Consider the following 18,294-nt stretch of genomic DNA (forward strand, 5'->3'; position numbering starts at 1 on the left):
TACAGGCGCTTGAACCGATTGCGGTTTTTGCGTCGTGGCCCGAAAGGCAGGACGGCTTTTTTTTCGCCCGGGCTTCCTATATTGCTCGGGAGACGCAAATTTCCACAAAAACAGGGATGGAATCATGTCCAACGGCGACGGCGAACAGCCGCCGGTTTCGGAAAGTCAGGAACTGAAAGAGGACGCACATAATCCCGTCTTCAACCTGCCGCCGCTTCTGGTCGGCATATTGGCGGCGCTGCTCTTGGCCTTTGTGGTTCCGGCCTATCTTCTTTCGGAGGATGGCAACGGCTGGTTCATTTTCACCTTCGGCTTCATTCCGCTGCGTTACGCGGTGCCATTATCCCAGCAGGGGCTGGAATGGCTCTGGACGCCGGTGACATATTCTTTTCTGCACGGCGGCATCGAGCATATTCTTTTTAACGGATTGTGGTTGATGGCCTTTGGCGCACCGGTTCTGCGCCGGATCGGAACGCTTCGCTTCGTACTGTTATGGTGCATATCCGCCGCCGTTTCAGCTTTTGGCCACGCGGCGCTGAACTGGGGCGATGTGACGGTTCTGATCGGAGCATCTGGTGTCGTTTCGGCGCTGATGGGAGCCGCATGCCGTTTCGCTTTCCCGTCACGCGGCGGCTACAGCGCCTCTTTCGGCCATCTGATGCCGAGGCAGAGCATTGTCGCGGCGCTTTCGAACAGGACGGTGCTGATCTTCACGCTGATGTGGCTTTTCGGCAATGTCCTGATCGCGGTCGGCGTGCCGCTGTTTGGCGATGTCGGCGGTGAAGTCGCCTGGGATGCGCATGTCTTCGGCTTTCTGCTCGGCTTCCTGTTCTTCGGCCTGTTTGATCGCCCGATCCGCGGGAACCTTTCCAGTGGAAGTGTGGAACAGCCGCTCTAGGGCGATCACGCTCCTTGTCGGCCGTGGCGCAAATTTGCTTGTGCAGGTCCCATCCGGGATTGCATTCGCATAGGCCTCAGCGCACCATGTTCCATGATTTGCAACCGCGGAGAGACTTTGCCGCGTTGCAGATTGCTGACAGGAGGAGGAAGGCATGGCAACATTCGTAAAAGATCTTCTCGACCGCAAGGGCCGGAATGTCGTGACTGTGGGTCCGAGCGTAAGCATCGGCGAGGCGGCAGCAACGCTGAATGCGCACAAGATCGGTGCACTCGTCGTGACCGATGCCGACGGCGTCGTTCTCGGTATTTTCACGGAACGCGATCTGGTGAAGGTCGTGGCAGGCGAGGGCGCTGCCTCCCTTCTGCAATCCGTTTCGGTGGCCATGACCAAGAACGTCATCCGCTGTCATCACAATTCCACCACCGACGAGTTGATGGAAATCATGACCGGAGGGCGGTTCCGACATATTCCGGTTGAGGACGACGGTCGTCTGGCCGGCATCATCTCCATCGGTGACGTGGTAAAGGCGCGGATCGGCGAGATCGAGGCGGAAGCCGAACATATCAAGGCCTATATCGCCGGATGAGGTTTCGTTTCCGGCGCGTCCGCAATAGTCATTTCGAAACGACTACGTCATTCCTGTGACACGCGCAGGAATGACGGCCTAGGAGGCTGCGGCTACCGCAAGCTGGAATGCTCAGCACGAATATTTGTAGTGTACGTTAGCGTCGGAACGCCTGCTGCATGCGCTCCAGCTCGGGAACGCGGGCGCGTGTTTCCTCGTATCCCCTGTCGATGGCTTCGCTGGCGCGATGGAATTCCGACAGGCCGATATCGTTGATACGGGGATGCAGCATGAGGTCGGGCGGGTCGCCCGCCAGACGCGAGCGCGAAATCCGGTCCTGAATGATATTGAAGGCCTGCACCATGACGCCCGGCAGGCCGGGGCGCGGCGGACCTTCCAGGGAAGGTGCTGCGCCATTCGGGGGCGAAGAGGAATGTTTGACCACGGCAGAGCGGCCGAACAGATCGTAATTGAGATTGACGGCGACGACGAGCGCCTGCTCATAGGCCCTGCAGACCGAAACCGGAACGGGGTTGACGAGAGCGCCGTCGATCAGGGTGCGGCCGTTGCATTGCACGGGCTCGAAAATGCCGGGCAACGCATAGGATGAGCGCAGTGCGGTGACGAGGTCGCCCTGGTGAATCCAGACCTCGTGGCCGGTGCGCAATTCCGTGGCGACGGCGATGAAAGGGTGCTCGAGGTTTTCGACGCGCAAGCCTTCGAGATGTTCCTGCATGCGCTTGGTCAGCCGCATGCCGCCGAAGAGACCGCCGCCGCCAATCGTCAGATCGAGCAGGCCGGCAATGCGCCGCATCGTCAGCGAACGGGCAAATTCCTCCAGCTCGTCGAGCTTTCCGGCGAGATAACAACCGCCGACCAGCGCGCCGATCGAGGTTCCGGCAATCATGCCGATTTTTACACCGGCTTCGTCTAGTGCCCTCAGGACGCCGATATGGGCCCAGCCGCGCGCAGCACCACCGCCGAGCGCAAGCGCAATCCGGCGCGTATCAACGATCTCGTTGACGATTGTTTCGGTGTTGCCAGCCGCAAGAGCATTGTGACGATTGCTTCCCCAGCCCAACATGACCGTACACTCCCTGCCTGCTCCCAGGACCCGGTCTGTTCCTCCCCGAATCCTGAATTATTGGTAGCAAATTGGTGCAGCGGATGGAAGGTGGCCGTTCACGTGCCAGAATAGGTAGTCGACGGGTCGAAATGGCGGGTATCGTCGGTGATTCTGGTGACGGCATTGCCATCGGCCAACTCGACCGTGCGGTAGAAGCAGGAGCGGCGGCCAGTATGGCAGGTTGCGTCATGACCGGCGACGGAGACCTTCAGCCATACGGCGTCCTGATCGCAATCGGTACGGAATTCCTTCACCGTCTGCAGGTTGCCGGAGGTTTCGCCCTTTTTCCAGATCTTGTCGCGGGAGCGGCTGTAATAGTGGGCGATGCCCGTTTCCAGCGTCAGCGACAGGGCTTGCGCATTCATATGGGCGACCATCAGCAATTCACCATCACGCGCATCGGTGACCACGGCGGTGACAAGGCCGTGGGCATCGAATTTCGGTGAGAAGAGACCTGAATTTTCAAGCACTTCCTTGTCCGCAGGCGCGGACGGAAACGAAATGGACATTGCTACCCCGGGGAAAAAGCGGAACCGTTAGCGGTTCCGCACCATGGTCATGAAGCGCACCTGCTCTGCCGGGTCGTTCTTGAAGGTGCCGGTGAAGCTGGTGGTGAGGGTCGTGGACCCCTGCTTGTTTACGCCGCGCATGGACATGCACATATGTTCGGCGTCTATCATGACGGCCACGCCGCGCGGCTTCAGAGTTTCCTCGATGGATCTTGCGATCTGCGCGGTCATGTTTTCCTGTGTCTGCAGGCGGCGGCCAAAGATTTCGACGACGCGGGCGATCTTCGACAGGCCGAGCACGCGCCCGGCCGGAAGATAGGCGACATGCGCCTTGCCGACGATCGGAACCATGTGGTGTTCGCAATGGGAGAAGAAGGGGATGTCGCGCACCAGCACCACATCGTCATAACCGCCAACTTCCTCGAAGGTCGTGCCGAGAACGTCCTGGACGTTCAGCTCATAACCGGCGAAGAGTTCGCGATAGGCCTTGGCAACGCGCTTCGGCGTGTCCAGGAGTCCTTCGCGGGCGGGATTTTCTCCTGCCCAGCGCAGAAGAACGCGCACTGCTTCTTCCGCTTCCGTCTGGCTTGGGCGAGCCTCTGCCACATCGGGTTTTGCGCCAGCGCCGGGGAAATTCTTCACGATCGCATCCATTCCGTCTCTCCCGATGCGGGTCAAGGCCGCACCTGAACTTTGTTTTTCGTAGCGGGGACTTCGTCCACCGTTGCTGCTATCTGGTTGTTTTACAGCATTTTGGCAAGGCCGATGCTGATATTTCGGTATCGGAGCCGTTAATTTCATATCGGCTTGATGTCCAGAAAGCTCGTTAGCATATAATGGGAATGAAGGGCAGGAAAGCTCCACTGCGACAAACGCTGTGTTTGAAAAAAATATCCTGTCCCGTTTTTGGGCATTCTTGAACGCCGGATACCTGATGATGGACGATATCTACAACAACCGAATTCTGGAATTTGCCGGAAATATTCCGCTGACCGGCGTGCTTGATGATGCCGATGCCAGCGCTGAAAAACACTCGCGGCTGTGCGGCTCCAAACTCAAGGTCTATCTGAAGGTGGAAGGCGGCATCGTCACGGCTTTTTCACATGAGGTTCGCGCGTGCGCGCTCGGCCAGGCATCCGCCTCGATCATGGCGCATCATGTCGTCGGCGCTTCCAGCGGTGAGATCCGGCAGGCGCGGGAAGACATGCTTGCCATGCTGAAACAGGGCGGCGAGGGGCCGACAGGCCGTTTCGAGGATATGCGGGTGCTTTCACCCGTCCGGGATTTCAAGGCACGCCACGCCTCGACCATGCTGACCTTCGAAGCGGTGGTCGATGCTCTCGACCAGATCGAAGCCCGGCCGGTTCTGAACGCTGCGGGTTAGGCGATGTGCGGTGAACCGGACTGCGGACATCAGAAGACAGGGGAGAAGGTCGGGCGATCCCGCAACTGGGGGGGAGTCTTTGCGAAGACCCCAGGCCGTCTTTTCGGCGTTGGCTTCATCCGGCTCTATCAGCTGACTTTGTCGGGTTTCGTCGGCAATTCCTGCCGCCACATTCCTACCTGTTCCGAATATGGCTATGAGGCGATCGCCCGCCACGGACTTTGGCCGGGCGGTTGGATGACGCTGTTTCGTGTCGCGCGTTGCGGTCCGGGCGGCACCAGCGGGCTGGACCCCGTGCCGGAAACGCTGGCCGCTGACAAGCACTGGTGGACGCCCTGGCGATACTGGATGCTGCATCGATGACCTATGTCGCTCTTCTGCACAGCATCGTGCTCGGGGCGGGCACGCGGCTCATCATGGCCGATCTGCGTGAAATGGCGCAGGAGCTGGGCTTTGAGGAATGCAGGACGCTGGTTGCGACCGGAAATCTGGTCTTCCGTGCACCGGAGGCGCCTGTCTGCGAAATCGAGGAGGCGCTGGAGCGCGCCTTTGAAAAACGGTTCGGCAAACACGTCGATATTCTCGTTCGCTCAGCGCCTGATTGGCTTGCCCTGACTGCCACAAACCCGTTTCCGGATGGCAATCCACCGGATGTCTGCGTAAGGGTGATGCGCAAGCCGCTTGCCGGGGATTATCTTGGAATCTTGGAGAAGTACCGCCAGAAGGAAAAGATCGCCATTGTCGGCGGTGACCTGTGGATCGACTTTTGCGGCAAGCCAAGCGAAAGCCGGCTTCTCTCTGCGCTGACCACGAAGAAGCTCGGCATCGGCACGACCCGCAACGCCAACACCGTCAATGGAATTGCCGAAATGCTTCGCTGAGCCGCCGTTCACCTTTGACTGGAACCGGAAAATTCTTTATCAGCCTGCCTGCCCATCTGCGAAAGAGGGCGTTCTTTTTTATTCCAACACCACCCGCATTCGTTGGCGGGACTGGATCAGGAGCATTCGACGATGTCACAAACCGTTTCCCTTACATTTCCCGATGGGTCCGTACGCAGCTATCCCGCCGGCACGACCGGCCGCGAGGTCGCCGAATCCATCTCCAAATCGCTTGCGAAGAAGGCTGTCGCCGTTGCGCTTGATGGCACCGTGCGCGATTTGTCCGAGGCAATCACCGATGGCAAGATAGAAATCGTCACGCGTGAGGACAGCCGCGCGCTGGAACTCATCCGCCACGATGCCGCCCACGTCATGGCCGAGGCCGTGCAGGAGTTGTGGCCCGGCACGCAGGTGACGATCGGCCCTGTCATCGAGAACGGCTTCTATTACGACTTTGCCAAGAACGAACCTTTCACGCCCGAAGATCTGCCGAAGATCGAAAAGCGGATGAAGGAGATCATTCAGCGCAACAAGCCGTTTACCCGCGAAGTCTGGTCGCGCGAGAAGGCCAAGGAAGTGTTTGCCGCAAAGGGCGAAAACTACAAGGTCGAGCTGGTCGATGCCATTCCCGAAGGTCAGGACCTGAAGATCTATTATCAGGGCGACTGGTTCGATCTTTGCCGCGGCCCGCATATGGCGTCCACGGGTCAGGTCGGTACGGCCTTCAAGCTGATGAAGGTAGCCGGCGCCTATTGGCGTGGTGACAGCAACAATGCGATGCTGTCGCGCATCTACGGCACCGCCTGGGCGACCCAGGAAGAGCTGGACAATTACCTGCACGTTCTGGCCGAAGCCGAAAAGCGTGACCACCGCCGTCTTGGCCGGGAAATGGACCTGTTCCATTTCCAGGAAGAAGGTCCGGGCGTGGTCTTCTGGCACGGCAAGGGCTGGCGCATGTTCCAGACGCTGACGGCCTATATGCGCCGTCGACTTGCCAATACCTATCAGGAAGTCAACGCGCCGCAGGTGCTGGACAAGTCGTTGTGGGAAACCTCCGGTCACTGGGGTTGGTATCAGGAAAACATGTTCGCGGTGAAATCCGCCCATGCCTTTACCCATCCCGATGACGAGGATGCGGACCAGCGCGTCTTTGCCTTGAAGCCGATGAATTGCCCCGGCCACGTGCAGATCTTCAAGCATGGCTTGAAGTCTTACCGCGAAATGCCCGTTCGCCTTGCTGAATTTGGTAATGTCCATCGCTACGAGGCTTCAGGTGCACTGCATGGCCTGATGCGCGTTCGCGGCTTCACGCAGGACGATGCGCATGTCTTCTGCACGGAAGAGCAGATGGCGGCGGAATGCCTGCGCATCAACGACCTGATCCTCTCGGTCTATGAGGATTTCGGTTTCAGCGAGATCGTCGTCAAGCTTTCGACCCGTCCGGAAAAGCGCGTCGGTTCCGACGATCTCTGGGACCGTGCCGAAAGCGTCATGATGGAGGTTCTGAAGACCATCGAGGAACAGTCCGGCGGCCGCATCAAGACCGGCATTCTGCCGGGCGAGGGCGCTTTCTACGGGCCAAAGTTCGAATATACGCTGAAGGATGCCATCGGTCGTGAATGGCAGTGCGGCACGACTCAGGTGGACTTCAACCTGCCGGAACGTTTCGGCGCCTTCTATATCGATCAGAACTCCGAAAAGACGCAGCCGGTGATGATCCATCGCGCCATCTGCGGCTCGATGGAGCGCTTCCTTGGTATCCTGATCGAGAACTTTGCCGGTCACATGCCGTTGTGGTTCGCGCCGCTTCAGGTCGTGGTCGCGACGATCACCTCGGATGCGGACGATTATGGCCGCGAGGTTGCCGAAGCACTGCGCGAGGCGGGTATGGCTGTCGAAACCGACTTCCGCAACGAGAAGATCAACTACAAGGTCCGCGAGCACTCGGTGACCAAGGTGCCGGTCATCATCGTCTGCGGTCGAAAGGAAGCGGAAGAGCGCACTGTCAACATCCGCCGTCTCGGTTCCCAGAACCAGACGCCGATGTCGCTCGAAGATGCGATTACAAGCCTCGTGGAAGAGGCGACGCCGCCGGATGTGAAGCGCAAGCTTGCGGCGAAGAAGCAGGTTGCGTGACAAAAAACAACGGCCCCTTCGGGGGCCGTTTTCGTTACTGGCTGAGGGAAGTGCGGCCTATTCGAAATCGCCGGTCATGTCTTCCGGCGCCTGATCCTTCATCAGCACTTCCACATCGGCGTCCCGGCCGGACGTGACCTTGAAGTTGCGCTGGTAGACCTTGTCCTTGTTGCGTGCCATGGCGGTATATTCGCCTTCCGCCAGAACCATGGTCGAAAATGCGCTGACGCTTTCGTTCACAACGTCGCCGCCGCCGTTCAGCACCGACCAGGCCGTATCGGCAATGGCTTCGCCGCCCTGTTCGGAGACGAGTTTGAGCGTGATCTGTGCCGCCTGATGCTGCAGGGTCGCTTCGGTCAGCTTGCCTGCCTCCACCTGAATATCGGCGCGCACCACCGCATTGACGTTGCCGTATTCGGAAACGACATGATAGGTGCCGGCATTGAGGCGAACGACGGTGTTGGGCTTGATGTCGGCCATGACAAGGCCGCGCTCGCCATCCGGTCGGGCGTCGGAGGAATAGACGGAAAATTTGAGCTGGTTAGCGGAGATCTGTTTGTCGGAACCCGCGATCGCATTCAGAACGAAACCGCCAGCATCGAGAATCAGCACCTGTTTCTGGACATTACCGGAGCTCGGAACATTGAGTTTCTTGGTAACACCTGCGCGCCCGAAGGCAACGTTGACGAAATATTCGCCGGGTACCAGATGGAACTGCGCCGAACCACCCTCGGAGCTTGCCAGCATCGGCAACTTGCCGTCAGCGCCCGGAATGGGGCTGAAGACGCGCCAGGAAAGGCCTTCCTTCACCGCTTCGCCTTCACTCGTCAGTTTCGCTTCCATGTCGATATCACGGGCGGTGCTTGCGGGGGCATTCGGGGCGGTAGGAGCGGTGAAAGCATTGAGTTTCGGCATTTTAGGCGTGCCGCCAAGCTGCTTGAAGTCCTTGAAAGCGTCTTGCGAAAAGGCTGCCTGTGATAAAACGCCGATCGCGGCGAACGCAATGGCCAGACGTGCCGCGATTTTGATTGCCGACATTTTCGATACCGATTGACTTCTTGATTTTCCCGCATCACTTCAAAACCAATGCCGTGGCTATTTCAAGGCCCATAATTTCGCGATGACAGCACAATGGAAGAATTTTGATCATGACAAGTGACATCAAGCTCCTCGACTATCTCAAGGTTCGCCGCTCCACCCCCGCCCTGCAACTTGCCGAGCCGGGTCCATCGAAAGCGGAAATCGAGGAAATCCTGCGCCTTGCCGTGCGCGTGCCTGACCATGGCAAACTGGCGCCGTGGCGCTTCATCGTTTATCGCGGCGACGACCGCGTGCGTCTGGGAGAAGAAGCGCTCCGGATCGCGCTTGAGAAGAACCCGGAACTGGACCTGCAGCAGCAGGACGCGGAGCGCACCCGCTTCACGCGCGCTCCCGTCGTCATCGCCGTCATCAGCACCGCCAAGCCGCATTTCAAGATTCCGGAATGGGAACAGGTCATGTCCGCCGGTGCGGTGTGCCTCAATCTCATCTTCGCCGCCAACGCCAATGGTTATGCGGCGAACTGGCTGACGGAATGGCTTGCCTTCGACCCGGCCTTCCTGTCGGAACTGGGGATTGCCGCAGACGAGAAGGTCGCCGGGTATATTCACATCGGCTCAACGACATTCCCGCTTGTGGAGCGGCCACGGCCGGAGCTTGCGGATGTGGTAACCTGGGTTGGGGACGTCTGATGTTCTATACCACCGACACCAACCAGCACGGCCTGCCGCATGATCCGTTCAAGGCTATCGTCGCGCCCCGGCCGATCGGCTGGATTGGCTCTAAAGGCCGGGACGGCTCTTTCAACCTGTCGCCCTATTCGTTTTTCAACGCGATTTCGGACCGGCCGAAGCTGGTGATGTTTTCCTCCAGCGGGCGCAAGGACAGCCTTCGCAATGTCGAGGAGACCGGTGTCTTCACCGCCAACCTCGTCAGCCGCCACCTCGTCGACCCGATGAACGCGTCTTCTGCGCCGGTGAACTATGATGTCGACGAGTTCCGGCTTGCCGGTCTGACTGCCGTTGACGGGCGGGTGGTGGATGCGCCTTTCGTGGGGGAGGCGCTGGCCGTTCTGGAATGCCGCGTGACTGAGATCATCCAGCTGAAGGACATCGACGGCACGCCGGCGGACTCGTGGATGGTGATCGGGCAGGTCATGGCGATTCACATCGACGATGCGATCATTCGTGATGGTCGCATCGATATGGGACTGGCACGTCCGGTGGCCCGTATGGGTTACATGGACTACTGCGACGGCGGCAGCGACGTGTTTCAGTTGAAGCGTCCGTCTAGTGCGCCGTAGAACTTCTTCGCCGGCAACTGTTAAATTTTATGGTGAACCAAACGTAAACTATTTGCGCCTAGAGTTTTATACATGGCGGCGGCAATGATGCCGTCGTCCATTGTTGCGAATGTGTTTCGAGGCTCAGGTGATCGTACAGGCATTTCTTCGCTGGTCTGAAAAGGCTGGATCGACCGAGCGGGCGAAGGCCGCCAATGCGCTTGGCCGTGCCTATCTGCATTCAGACATGGCGCGGGAGAACCGTGACGCCGCCTATATGGCGATGACCTATCTTCTTGACGACCCATCTCCGCGCGTGCGGCTGGCACTTGCCGAGGCGCTGGCGGATGATCCCGATGCGCCGCGCGCCATTCTCGTTTCGCTTGCCGAAGACCAGCCGGAGATTGCCTGCACCGTGATTGCCCGCTCGCCGGTTCTTGGCGAGGCCGATCTGGTCGATCTCGCCGGGCGCGGTGAAAGCCTAACACGCGCCTTCATTGCGGCAAGGCGGGGCCTGCCGGGCGGTGTCTGCGCAGCACTTGCCGAAGTCGGTGATCTGCCGGAAACGATGATCCTTCTAGAGAACGACGACGCCTTCATCACACCGTTTTCGCTGCGCCGCATTGCCGAGCGGCATGGCTGCAACGCCGACATTCGCGACCTGCTGCTGTGCCGAGAGGTGCTGCCCGCCGATACCCGCCATCTTCTGATGGCGCGCGTCAGCGAGGCCCTGGCAGGTTCGGCGCTTGTTCATGCCCTGATCGCGCGCAACCGCGCCGACAGTATTTTCCGCGAAGCGGAAGATTCCGCCACCATCCTCATCGCTGCCAATGTTTCGTCGCCGGAGTTGCCGGCGCTGGTGGAGCATCTGCGGCAAAGGCTGGAACTGACACCGGCGCTTCTCATCCATGCCGTCTGTTCGGGCAGGCTGGAGTTTTTCACGGCGGCGATGGTCAATCTCTCAGGTCTCGACGACCGCAAGGTGCGCGCCATTCTGGCGACCGGACGGCCGCACGCGCTGAAGGCGCTGTTCCAGTCCGTCGGTCTTTTGGGCGATGTCGTTGATGTCTTCATTGAGGCGACGCTGATGTGGCGCCGTGCCGCCCGATCGCATCTGTCGCAGGCCGCAGCCTCTGTATCGGCAGAACTGCTTGCGCATTTCCGCAACGTCGATGGTTCCGAAACGCTTTTCGAACTCTTGCACGCCGTGCGTAAACTAACCATTGCCGAGGAACGGCAGAAAGCGCGGCACTATGCGGAAGCGCTGACGGTAGAGGCGGCCTGAGGCTTACTTCTCGAACCGCTTGGCAATCCACGAATAGCTGTTCTCCACCATTCTGACCGGCGTTCCGAGCAGGTGCTTCACGCCTTCAGTGGAAGGCAGGATGCGGCTGACGCGGCTGATCGCCTGTTTTGTCAGGCTCTCTTCTTCCTTTTGCGTGACCTGTGCCGGTGGCTCCTCTGTTCCGGCCGGGGCCGTGGCGGCGGGAGGCTGCGTTGCGGGCGCGTTGCCCGCAGTCTGGGGCGTCTGCTCGCCCGGTGTCTGGCACACGGCCACCACGACCGGGTAGGACGCATTTGCGAAACGTTCCAGCTCTTTCTCCGACACGGCGTCGCATAGTTCGATGCTCGTCCAGCGCTGCTGCGAGGTGGCGAGGTAATGGCAATCGGTGGCGGTGTCGTCACAGCCTAGGAAGGTCATGAGAACGAGGGCTGTTTTCATGGTGTGTGTTGCCTCTGTCGGGAATTATGCTCTAGAAACTCATCTATCCCGATTGCAGTGACATTACGACGAAATACGCATTTTTTTGAGAGAAAGCAGGCATCGCATTGGCCCCCGAAATCAAGCTTGAAACACCCCGGCAGGAAGCGGTTCTGCGCCTTATCGATCTGTCTAACGTCTATATGGCGTCGCTTTATCCCGCCGAAAGCAATCATCTGGTCGATATCGGCCAGCTGGAAAAGGACAATGTCTCCTTTTTCGTGGCGCGGCATGATGGCCGTGTCGTTGGCTGCGGCGCGCTGGTGGAGGCGGGTGACGGTACGGCGGAGGTCAAGCGCATGTTCGTCGATCCGGAGGCGAGGGGATTGCGGATCGGCAAGCTGATCATGGATACGCTCATTGCGCGCGGCGCCGAGCTCGGGCTTACCGCCATCCGGCTTGAAACCGGCATCAGCCAGCCGGAGGCGATCGGTCTTTACCGCAAGGCGGGGTTTGTCGAGATTGAGGCGTTTGCGCCCTATAAGCCGGACCCGCTCAGCCTGTTCATGGAGAAGACGCTTTAAAGGCGAGGCGGGCGCTATCGGCGCGCTTTGCAGAACACCCTATGCCGCCCTTGGCGATGTCATCCTCGGCCTCGTGCCGGGGATCTGCCGACGTCTGGTAACATCGTTGGGTTGCAGATGCCAGGGACAGGCCCGAGCATGACGAATACGAGGTTTAAGACGCCGCTTTTCGGAACGCCGTCGCTTCGTTGCTATCCTCTTCACGCGCAACGATGTCGTCGATTGGGTCATTTTCAGCTGTAGGGGTCGGCGGAACGTCGACGGTGGCGCCAGCGGAGATTTCTACTTCACGCACCCATTCCCGCCAGATTGCCACCAGCAGCGCCATCAGCACCGGGCCGATGAAGAGGCCGAGGAAGCCCATGGTCTTGACGCCGCCGACGAGGCCGAAAAAGGTCGGCAGGAAAGGCAGCTTGATCGGGCCGCCGACGAGTTTCGGACGGATGGTCTTGTCGACGATGAAAAGCTCTACCGAACCCCAGATGAATAGCCCCAGGCCATAAGCGGGAGAGCCGCTGGCGACCAGATAGATCGATACGAGAGTGAAAGAGAGCGGCGCGCCGCCCGGGATGAGCGCCATGACACCGGTGAGCACGCCGAGTGTGACGGGCGAGGGGACGCCGGCAATCCAGTAGGCGATGCCGAGGATTATGCCTTCGCCGATGGCGATCAATGTCATGCCGGTGACGGTGGAGCTGATGGTGGCTGGCACGACGCGGGAAATGCGCTCCCACCGCGTCGGCAGGATGCGTTCTCCCACAAGATCGACCTGATGGGAGAAGCCGGCACCGTTGCGATAGACAAAGAACAGCGCGATCAACATGAACAGCAGGGTCAGCACAAGGTGGAACGCGCCGTTGCCCGCGGCGAGGATCGCCCGGTAGATATTGCCGATATTGGCACCGCTGACGAGCTGGATCACTTCGCCGATCGCACCCGGTGTGCCGATATATTTCACCCATTGCTCGCCGAGCCAGGAGCCTACGCCGGGGAGCGCCGCGATCCAGTCTGGCACGGGTGCGCCCACCTTGTTGACATGCACCGCCCAGCCGAACCATTCGCGTATTTCGCTGGCCGTATAGGAGGCGGCGATGAAAATCGGCACCACGAGGAAGGTGAGGATGAGGATGATGGCGATGGAGGCGCCGAGCGTGGTGTTGCCGCCCACCTGCCGCAGAAGCCGCGTGTAGACCGGCCAGCTGGCGAAGCCGATGACAAGGGCCGCCAGAACCGGAACGAGAAAGCCGTGGAAGAAGTAGATGCCCGCAAGGGCGACGAGAACTAGCAGCCAGCGCGCAGCCGATATTGGCGGGATCAGGGCGATCCGCGTCGGGCTTGCAGGACCAAGCCATCTCGGTTCGCCACTGGGCTTACGGCTGTCAATATTACTCACGGCAGGCTCTTTCTCGCATTCTCCCCGAAGGGTGCATTCACTCTGTCACACCAATACATATAAGTGCAATATAGCCGGATCACATTACCGTTGTGTGTTTATCGCTCAGCCTATTGAACGATTTTGGTAAAAATAGAACATCGGTCTTGGCGCGCGCATTGAAATATGACAATTGAACTCCGTTTTTATTGCGGCCTCCGCTTGCCGCGCCCGCTCTTCAGGTCACGCCATGCTGCGCCGTTTCTTCGCCTATTACCGTCCCTATCGCGGTCTGTTCATTCTCGATTTTTCCTGCGCGGTTCTGTCGGGCGTGCTCGAACTCGGCTTTCCGATGGCGGTGAAGGCCTTTGTGGACGTGCTGTTGCCGGGTGGCGAATGGGGCATCATCCTCGCCGCATCGGTCGGGCTGCTCGTCATCTATGTCCTGAATACGGGTCTGATGGCGACAGTCACCTATTGGGGACATATGCTCGGGATAAATATCGAGACCGACATGCGGCGGCTGGCTTTCGACCACCTGCAGAAGCTCTCCTTCCGCTATTTCGACAACCAGAAGACCGGCCATCTGGTCGGGCGGCTGACGAAGGATCTGGAAGAGATCGGCGAGGTGGCCCATCACGGCCCCGAGGATCTGTTCATCGCCATCATGACCTTCATCGGCGCATTCCTGCTGATGCTGTCGGTCAATGTGCCGCTGGCGCTCGTCACCGCCGCCGTCGTGCCTGTCACCGCCTGGGTGACGAGCCGTTACGGTGGCCGAATGACGCAGAACTTTCGCGCGCTCTATGGTCGGGTAGGCGATTTCAACGCCCGTATCGAGGAAAATGTCGGTGGCATGCGGGTGGTGCAGGCTTTTGCCAATGAGGACCACGAACGCGCGCTGTTTGAGAAGGACAACCAGAAATACCGCCGCACGAAGCTGGATGCCTACAAGATCATGGCGGCCAGCACTTCGCTCAGCTACATGAGCATGCGGCTGACGCAGATGATCGTGATGATCTGCGGCGCCTGGTTCGTGCTGCATGGCGGCCTGACGGAAGGCGGCTTCGTTGGCTTCCTGCTTCTGGTCGGCGTGTTTTTCCGCCCGGTGGAAAAGATCAACTCGGTCATCGAGACCTATCCGAAGGGCATTGCCGGTTTTCGCCGCTTTACCGAGCTTCTGGACACGGCGCCGGATATCACCGACGCACCGGATGCGATCGAAGCACCGGCGCTTTCCGGCGCCATTGAATATCGCCATGTCGGTTTCGGTTATGCCGAGGGCAAGCAGGTTCTCGACAATATCGACCTGAAGATCAATGCGGGCGAGACGGTGGCCTTCGTCGGGCCTTCGGGGGCGGGCAAAACGACGCTTTGCTCCCTGCTGCCGCGCTTTTATGATGTCACCAGCGGTTCGATAACCATTGACGGCATCGATATCCGCAAGATGAAGCTTGCCTCGCTGCGCAACCAGATCGGAATCGTGCAGCAGGATGTGTTCCTGTTTGGCGGCACGATCCGCGAGAATATCGAATATGGCCGGCTCGGCGCTTCCGATGTCGAAATCATGGATGCGGCGCGGCGTGCCCGGCTCGATGGCGTCATCGAAGCGATGCCGATGGGGCTCGACACCATCATCGGTGAGCGTGGCGTGAAACTTTCCGGTGGACAGAAACAGCGCCTTGCCATTGCCCGCATGTTCCTCAAGAACCCGCCTATCCTTATTCTCGACGAGGCGACCTCGGCGCTGGATACCGAAACCGAGCGGGCCATCCAGCAATCGCTGACGGAGCTTGCCAAGGGCCGCACAACGCTCGTCATCGCCCACCGGCTGGCAACGATCCGCGATGCGTCACGCATCGTTGTGGTGGACCAGACGGGTATTGCGGAAACGGGCGCCCATGCCGAGCTTCTGGCCGCCAAGGGCCATTATAGCCGCCTGCATGAGGCGCAGTTCAGCGGGCATCTTCAGGGTCTGAGTTAAGCGGCGCATCTCGCGCCGCATATCAGCCGTTCTTCGCTGCGTTTTCCTCGATGATGCCGGTATTCGGCTCTGGCTTGCCGGGATGACTGGTGACGAGATAACCCATGGCGACAGCGGCGGCGACGATGACGAGCAGCACCACGCCGCTGATGGTCATCAGCCAGTCGCGCGGCCTTCGCTGCGCCATGATATATTTCGGCCACCGGTAAGGCTGGTTCGCCACGCTGAATTTATTGCCGTCTCGCATCAACTTCCCCGAATATCGTTGCTTCGTGAAAGATCAACGCCGGCATGCGCGCGGCTGTTCCTGAAAGGCGGGGCAGGGGCGATGACAAGGCCGTGAAGCCTGCTGCCTGACCGGCCGCAAAGGGACTGTCTTGATCAGGCAGATTGAACCGCGATGCGATTTCCCTCGCTATCGGAGATTTCGGCGACAAAGAGATTTTCATTGACCGGAGTTTTTGGAAACAGAAGTTCACTGCCATTGGCAACAGCTTTGGCGAGGACATCGTCAATGTCCGGGACACTCAGATAAATGATCATCCCGTCCTGCGTGGGAACGTAAGCATCGCCCTGGGCAAGCGCGCCGCTGGCCCCATCCTTTCCTTCCTCGAAGGGGAAAAAGGCCATTTCGTTGTCATGGATCGTGACAACCTCTGCGAAGTTCAGATCGAAAACTGCGCTGTAGAAACGGATCGCTCTTTCAAGATCGGTCACCGGAATTTCGACGTGGGCAATGAGATTCACGCGGCAAATCCTCCTGAAACATTTGCTGAAAGCCTATCGGGCGTCTGTGTGCATATCACGACAGCCCATGTGTCGATGGCGGAGCCAATAAGGCCATGGCGCGGCGCGAAAGTCAGTCGCTTTCGTTGAGGTATCCACGGTTTTGAACGGTGTCCCGGCTCGATGGCGTTATGCACCACATTTCCGCTTTCCGATCAGCTGTCGCCAATTTGCCGCAGAGGCACACAGCCACAAAAGCCCGCTTGCCAGTTCGCATCCTTTATGCGAATGATTTGCAATTGCATAAACTCAATTTCCCATTTGAGAGTTCACGATATGGACAAGCCTGTCTTTGGATGGCGGCGGAATGGCGACGATCTCTCGCTGTCCGACGTTCACAGCTCGATCAAGATAAGCCCGAATGCCGGTACGTTTCGCCGGGCGATGGCGTTCTTCGGACCCGGATATCTCGTCGCGGTCGGTTACATGGACCCCGGCAACTGGGCAACGTCGCTCGCCGGCGGTTCCAAGTTTGGCTACACGCTGCTGACGGTGGCGTTGATATCGAACATCATGGCCGTCGTTCTACAGGCGCTCTGTGCCCGTCTGGCGATTGCTTCCGGGCGCGATCTGGCGCAGGCCTGTCGCGATGCCTATCCGAAACCGGTGGCGATGGTGCTGTGGCTGCTGGCCGAAATCGCAATCATCGCGACTGATATCGCCGAGGTCATCGGTACAGCGATCGGTCTCAACCTGATTTTCGGCATTCCGCTCGAACTCGGCGTCCTCATCACGGCGCTTGACGTGTTCCTGATCCTTTATCTGCAAAGGCTTGGCTTCCGCTGGGTGGAAGCGCTTGTCATCACGCTTCTCGGCGTCATCGCGGTGTGTTTCGCCATTCAGCTGGCGCTGGCCGATCCCGACTGGAGCCAGGTGATTCGTGGTTTTGCGCCGACGACGGAGATCGTCACCAACCCCGAGATGCTCTATCTGGCGCTTGGCATTCTGGGCGCGACGGTGATGCCGCATAATCTCTATCTGCATTCAGGGATCGTGCAGACGCGCGCCATCGGCGAGACGCTGGCCGAAAAACGCGAGGCGCTCAAATTCGCGACACTCGATTCAACCATCGCCCTGACGTTTGCTCTCGTCATCAATGCCGCGATCCTCATCCTCGCAGCGGCGACCTTCAACAAAACGGGTCAGACGAATGTTGCCGAACTGGGTGAAGCGCATAGTCTGCTCGCGCCGCTGCTTGGCCTTGCGATTGCGCCGACGCTGTTCGGGGTGGCGCTTTTGTGCTGTGGCATCAACTCCACCGTCACGGCAACGCTTGCGGGCCAGATCGTGATGGAAGGCTTCCTCAAGATGCGGCTTGCCCCGTGGCTGCGCCGCCTCATCACCCGAGGCATCGCCATCATCCCCGCCGCCGGCGTCACCATCGCCTTCGGCGAAAGCGGCACGTCTCAACCTGCTGATACTGACGCAGGTGGTCTTAAGCCTGCAACTTTCTTTCGCCGTCTTCCCGCTAGTCATGTTCACCGCCGACCGCGCCAAGATGGGCGAACTGAGCGCCCCGCGATGGCTCTCGGCGTTTGCATGGCTTATCGCGGTGGTAATTGCAGCGCTGAATGTGAAGCTGCTGTTTGATTTTGTGGGGTAAGGCGCGTCAGGCCGCGCGTTTTTGAAGTGCGGCCTGAGCTTAGACTACCGAAGTATACCTGTTGCAAGCGCTCGCTGAATACCTCGAACATCTGTTCCCTTCTTGAGGGTCTTTGTAATCGGCTGGCTCGAACCAGATACCCAGATTTTAAGTTCCGCATCCAAGTCGAATGTTCCTGCTGTCTCGACGGAGAAGCGAGTGACAGCTTTGTACGGAATGGACATATAGTCGACTTTGCTGCCCGTAATACCTTGGATATCGACAAGCATGACGCGATGCTGAGTGAAAACGAAAAAATCGCGAATTAGCTTGAAAGCGAGTTGTGGTTGCTCACCGTCAATAAGGACACCGCTTAGACGTTTTTCAAGTTCTCTCGGGTCCACGGTTGTACCATGACCCAAAATTCCATCGAATAAACCCACTTGCTTTCTACCTCTAATA

The 18,294-nt window shown here is 59.1% G+C and carries 20 protein-coding genes and 1 pseudogene; 12 read left to right on the forward strand and 9 right to left on the reverse strand.

Going from position 1 to position 18,294, the window contains the following annotated elements:
- Positions 1-124: 124 nt before the first annotated feature.
- Both T18_RS00905 and T18_RS00910 read left to right on the forward strand, forming a co-directional pair.
- Complete coding sequence (locus T18_RS00905) at positions 125-898, forward strand: rhomboid family intramembrane serine protease (protein WP_038491286.1); 774 nt, start codon at positions 125-127, stop codon at positions 896-898.
- A 154-nt stretch (positions 899-1,052) separates the two neighbouring features.
- Complete coding sequence (locus T18_RS00910; protein WP_003515681.1) at positions 1,053-1,487, forward strand: CBS domain-containing protein; 435 nt, start codon at positions 1,053-1,055, stop codon at positions 1,485-1,487.
- Between the two features lie 136 nt (positions 1,488-1,623).
- Here T18_RS00910 and T18_RS00915 read toward each other — a convergent pair whose 3' ends face one another.
- From T18_RS00915 to folE, 3 genes are all read right to left on the reverse strand, one after another.
- Positions 1,624-2,550, reverse strand: a complete 927-nt coding sequence (locus T18_RS00915) for a patatin-like phospholipase family protein (protein WP_038491283.1) — start codon at positions 2,548-2,550, stop codon at positions 1,624-1,626.
- A 98-nt stretch (positions 2,551-2,648) separates the two neighbouring features.
- On the reverse strand, positions 2,649-3,101 hold the full coding sequence (gene hisI, locus T18_RS00920) for a phosphoribosyl-AMP cyclohydrolase (RefSeq protein ID WP_038491280.1): 453 nt from the start codon (positions 3,099-3,101) through the stop codon (positions 2,649-2,651).
- Positions 3,102-3,128: 27 nt separating this feature from the next.
- Positions 3,129-3,755, reverse strand: coding sequence for a GTP cyclohydrolase I FolE (folE, locus tag T18_RS00925; RefSeq protein ID WP_003515674.1), 627 nt, complete (start codon positions 3,753-3,755; stop codon positions 3,129-3,131).
- Between the two features lie 283 nt (positions 3,756-4,038).
- On the opposite strand from folE, the gene T18_RS00930 reads away from it, so the two are divergent.
- The 4 genes from T18_RS00930 (at position 4,039) to thrS (ending at position 7,502) form a co-directional block, all read left to right on the forward strand.
- Positions 4,039-4,485: an iron-sulfur cluster assembly scaffold protein gene (locus tag T18_RS00930; RefSeq protein ID WP_025593674.1), complete on the forward strand. Its 447-nt coding sequence runs from the start codon at positions 4,039-4,041 to the stop codon at positions 4,483-4,485.
- A gap of 3 nt (positions 4,486-4,488) precedes the next feature.
- On the forward strand, positions 4,489-4,848 hold the full coding sequence (gene yidD, locus T18_RS00935; RefSeq protein WP_013636304.1) for a membrane protein insertion efficiency factor YidD: 360 nt from the start codon (positions 4,489-4,491) through the stop codon (positions 4,846-4,848).
- Positions 4,845-5,366: a DUF1697 domain-containing protein gene (locus tag T18_RS00940; protein ID WP_038491276.1), complete on the forward strand. Its 522-nt coding sequence runs from the start codon at positions 4,845-4,847 to the stop codon at positions 5,364-5,366. Before yidD ends, T18_RS00940 begins: the two co-directional genes overlap by 4 nt.
- A gap of 132 nt (positions 5,367-5,498) precedes the next feature.
- Positions 5,499-7,502, forward strand: coding sequence for a threonine--tRNA ligase (gene thrS, locus T18_RS00945; protein ID WP_038491273.1), 2,004 nt, complete (start codon positions 5,499-5,501; stop codon positions 7,500-7,502).
- 57 nt (positions 7,503-7,559) lie between these two features.
- On the opposite strand, the gene T18_RS00950 is transcribed toward thrS, so the two are convergent.
- Entirely contained in the window at positions 7,560-8,540 is a 981-nt protein-coding gene (locus T18_RS00950; RefSeq protein ID WP_003515664.1) for a hypothetical protein, read from the reverse strand.
- 110 nt (positions 8,541-8,650) lie between these two features.
- Between T18_RS00950 and T18_RS00955 the strand changes: the two genes are divergently transcribed.
- The 3 genes from T18_RS00955 to T18_RS00965 all read left to right on the forward strand — a co-directional run bounded on the left by T18_RS00955 (position 8,651) and on the right by T18_RS00965 (position 11,107).
- Positions 8,651-9,232, forward strand: coding sequence for a nitroreductase (locus tag T18_RS00955; RefSeq protein ID WP_038491270.1), 582 nt, complete (start codon positions 8,651-8,653; stop codon positions 9,230-9,232).
- The gene (locus tag T18_RS00960; RefSeq protein WP_038491267.1) at positions 9,232-9,843 is read left to right on the forward strand and encodes a flavin reductase family protein; all 612 of its coding nucleotides are present in this window, start codon (positions 9,232-9,234) and stop codon (positions 9,841-9,843) included. Before T18_RS00955 ends, T18_RS00960 begins: the two co-directional genes overlap by 1 nt.
- 109 nt (positions 9,844-9,952) lie before the next feature.
- Entirely contained in the window at positions 9,953-11,107 is a 1,155-nt protein-coding gene (locus T18_RS00965; protein ID WP_038491264.1) for a DUF2336 domain-containing protein, read from the forward strand.
- Positions 11,108-11,110: 3 nt separating this feature from the next.
- Here the strand turns inward: T18_RS00965 and T18_RS00970 are convergent, their stop codons facing one another.
- Positions 11,111-11,545, reverse strand: coding sequence for a hypothetical protein (locus tag T18_RS00970; RefSeq protein WP_003515657.1), 435 nt, complete (start codon positions 11,543-11,545; stop codon positions 11,111-11,113).
- A gap of 107 nt (positions 11,546-11,652) precedes the next feature.
- Between T18_RS00970 and T18_RS00975 the strand changes: the two genes are divergently transcribed.
- On the forward strand, positions 11,653-12,108 hold the full coding sequence (locus T18_RS00975; protein WP_025593662.1) for a GNAT family N-acetyltransferase: 456 nt from the start codon (positions 11,653-11,655) through the stop codon (positions 12,106-12,108).
- 154 nt (positions 12,109-12,262) lie between these two features.
- Here T18_RS00975 and T18_RS00980 read toward each other — a convergent pair whose 3' ends face one another.
- Positions 12,263-13,501 (reverse strand): AI-2E family transporter, encoded by a 1,239-nt coding sequence (locus T18_RS00980; RefSeq protein WP_038491260.1) that lies wholly within the window; start codon positions 13,499-13,501, stop codon positions 12,263-12,265.
- Between the two features lie 229 nt (positions 13,502-13,730).
- On the opposite strand from T18_RS00980, the gene T18_RS00985 reads away from it, so the two are divergent.
- A complete protein-coding gene (locus tag T18_RS00985; RefSeq protein ID WP_038491257.1) occupies positions 13,731-15,464 on the forward strand; it encodes an ABC transporter ATP-binding protein in 1,734 nt (577 codons plus the stop codon).
- A gap of 22 nt (positions 15,465-15,486) precedes the next feature.
- Here T18_RS00985 and T18_RS00990 read toward each other — a convergent pair whose 3' ends face one another.
- Together T18_RS00990 and T18_RS00995 are read right to left on the reverse strand one after the other, a co-directional pair.
- The gene (locus T18_RS00990; protein ID WP_038491254.1) at positions 15,487-15,711 is read right to left on the reverse strand and encodes a hypothetical protein; all 225 of its coding nucleotides are present in this window, start codon (positions 15,709-15,711) and stop codon (positions 15,487-15,489) included.
- Between the two features lie 134 nt (positions 15,712-15,845).
- Positions 15,846-16,211 carry a VOC family protein gene (locus T18_RS00995; protein WP_038491251.1) on the reverse strand — a complete coding sequence of 122 codons (366 nt, stop codon included), beginning with the start codon at positions 16,209-16,211 and terminating at the stop codon, positions 15,846-15,848.
- A 315-nt stretch (positions 16,212-16,526) separates the two neighbouring features.
- Here T18_RS00995 and T18_RS01000 point away from each other — a divergent pair.
- Positions 16,527-17,853, forward strand: a pseudogene (locus T18_RS01000) (Nramp family divalent metal transporter).
- A gap of 44 nt (positions 17,854-17,897) precedes the next feature.
- On the opposite strand, the gene T18_RS01005 reads toward T18_RS01000, so the two are convergent.
- Positions 17,898-18,275, reverse strand: a complete 378-nt coding sequence (locus T18_RS01005) for a PH domain-containing protein (protein WP_038491248.1) — start codon at positions 18,273-18,275, stop codon at positions 17,898-17,900.
- Positions 18,276-18,294: the final 19 nt, after the last annotated feature.

It is taken from the genome of Rhizobium sp. TBD182, from assembly GCF_001950375.1.
In the GTDB taxonomy this organism is placed as follows: Bacteria; Pseudomonadota; Alphaproteobacteria; order Rhizobiales; family Rhizobiaceae; genus Agrobacterium; species Agrobacterium tumefaciens.

Excerpts from the sequence above, each read along its gene's own strand:
- T18_RS00950 (WP_003515664.1), bottom strand. The coding sequence starts at position 8,540 with ATGTCGGCAATCAAAATCGCGGCACGTCTGGCCATTGCGTTCGCCGCG.
- T18_RS00955 (WP_038491270.1), top strand. The coding sequence starts at position 8,651 with ATGACAAGTGACATCAAGCTCCTCGACTATCTCAAGGTTCGCCGCTCC.
- T18_RS00990 (WP_038491254.1), bottom strand. The coding sequence starts at position 15,711 with ATGCGAGACGGCAATAAATTCAGCGTGGCGAACCAGCCTTACCGGTGG.
- T18_RS00915 (WP_038491283.1), bottom strand. The coding sequence starts at position 2,550 with ATGTTGGGCTGGGGAAGCAATCGTCACAATGCTCTTGCGGCTGGCAAC.
- T18_RS00910 (WP_003515681.1), top strand. The coding sequence starts at position 1,053 with ATGGCAACATTCGTAAAAGATCTTCTCGACCGCAAGGGCCGGAATGTC.
- T18_RS00985 (WP_038491257.1), top strand. The coding sequence starts at position 13,731 with ATGCTGCGCCGTTTCTTCGCCTATTACCGTCCCTATCGCGGTCTGTTC.
- T18_RS00940 (WP_038491276.1), top strand. The coding sequence starts at position 4,845 with ATGACCTATGTCGCTCTTCTGCACAGCATCGTGCTCGGGGCGGGCACG.
- T18_RS00970 (WP_003515657.1), bottom strand. The coding sequence starts at position 11,545 with ATGAAAACAGCCCTCGTTCTCATGACCTTCCTAGGCTGTGACGACACC.
- T18_RS00930 (WP_025593674.1), top strand. The coding sequence starts at position 4,039 with ATGGACGATATCTACAACAACCGAATTCTGGAATTTGCCGGAAATATT.
- yidD (WP_013636304.1), top strand. The coding sequence starts at position 4,489 with ATGTGCGGTGAACCGGACTGCGGACATCAGAAGACAGGGGAGAAGGTC.
- hisI (WP_038491280.1), bottom strand. The coding sequence starts at position 3,101 with ATGTCCATTTCGTTTCCGTCCGCGCCTGCGGACAAGGAAGTGCTTGAA.
- T18_RS00960 (WP_038491267.1), top strand. The coding sequence starts at position 9,232 with ATGTTCTATACCACCGACACCAACCAGCACGGCCTGCCGCATGATCCG.
- T18_RS00905 (WP_038491286.1), top strand. The coding sequence starts at position 125 with ATGTCCAACGGCGACGGCGAACAGCCGCCGGTTTCGGAAAGTCAGGAA.
- folE (WP_003515674.1), bottom strand. The coding sequence starts at position 3,755 with ATGGATGCGATCGTGAAGAATTTCCCCGGCGCTGGCGCAAAACCCGAT.
- T18_RS00965 (WP_038491264.1), top strand. The coding sequence starts at position 9,953 with ATGTGTTTCGAGGCTCAGGTGATCGTACAGGCATTTCTTCGCTGGTCT.
- thrS (WP_038491273.1), top strand. The coding sequence starts at position 5,499 with ATGTCACAAACCGTTTCCCTTACATTTCCCGATGGGTCCGTACGCAGC.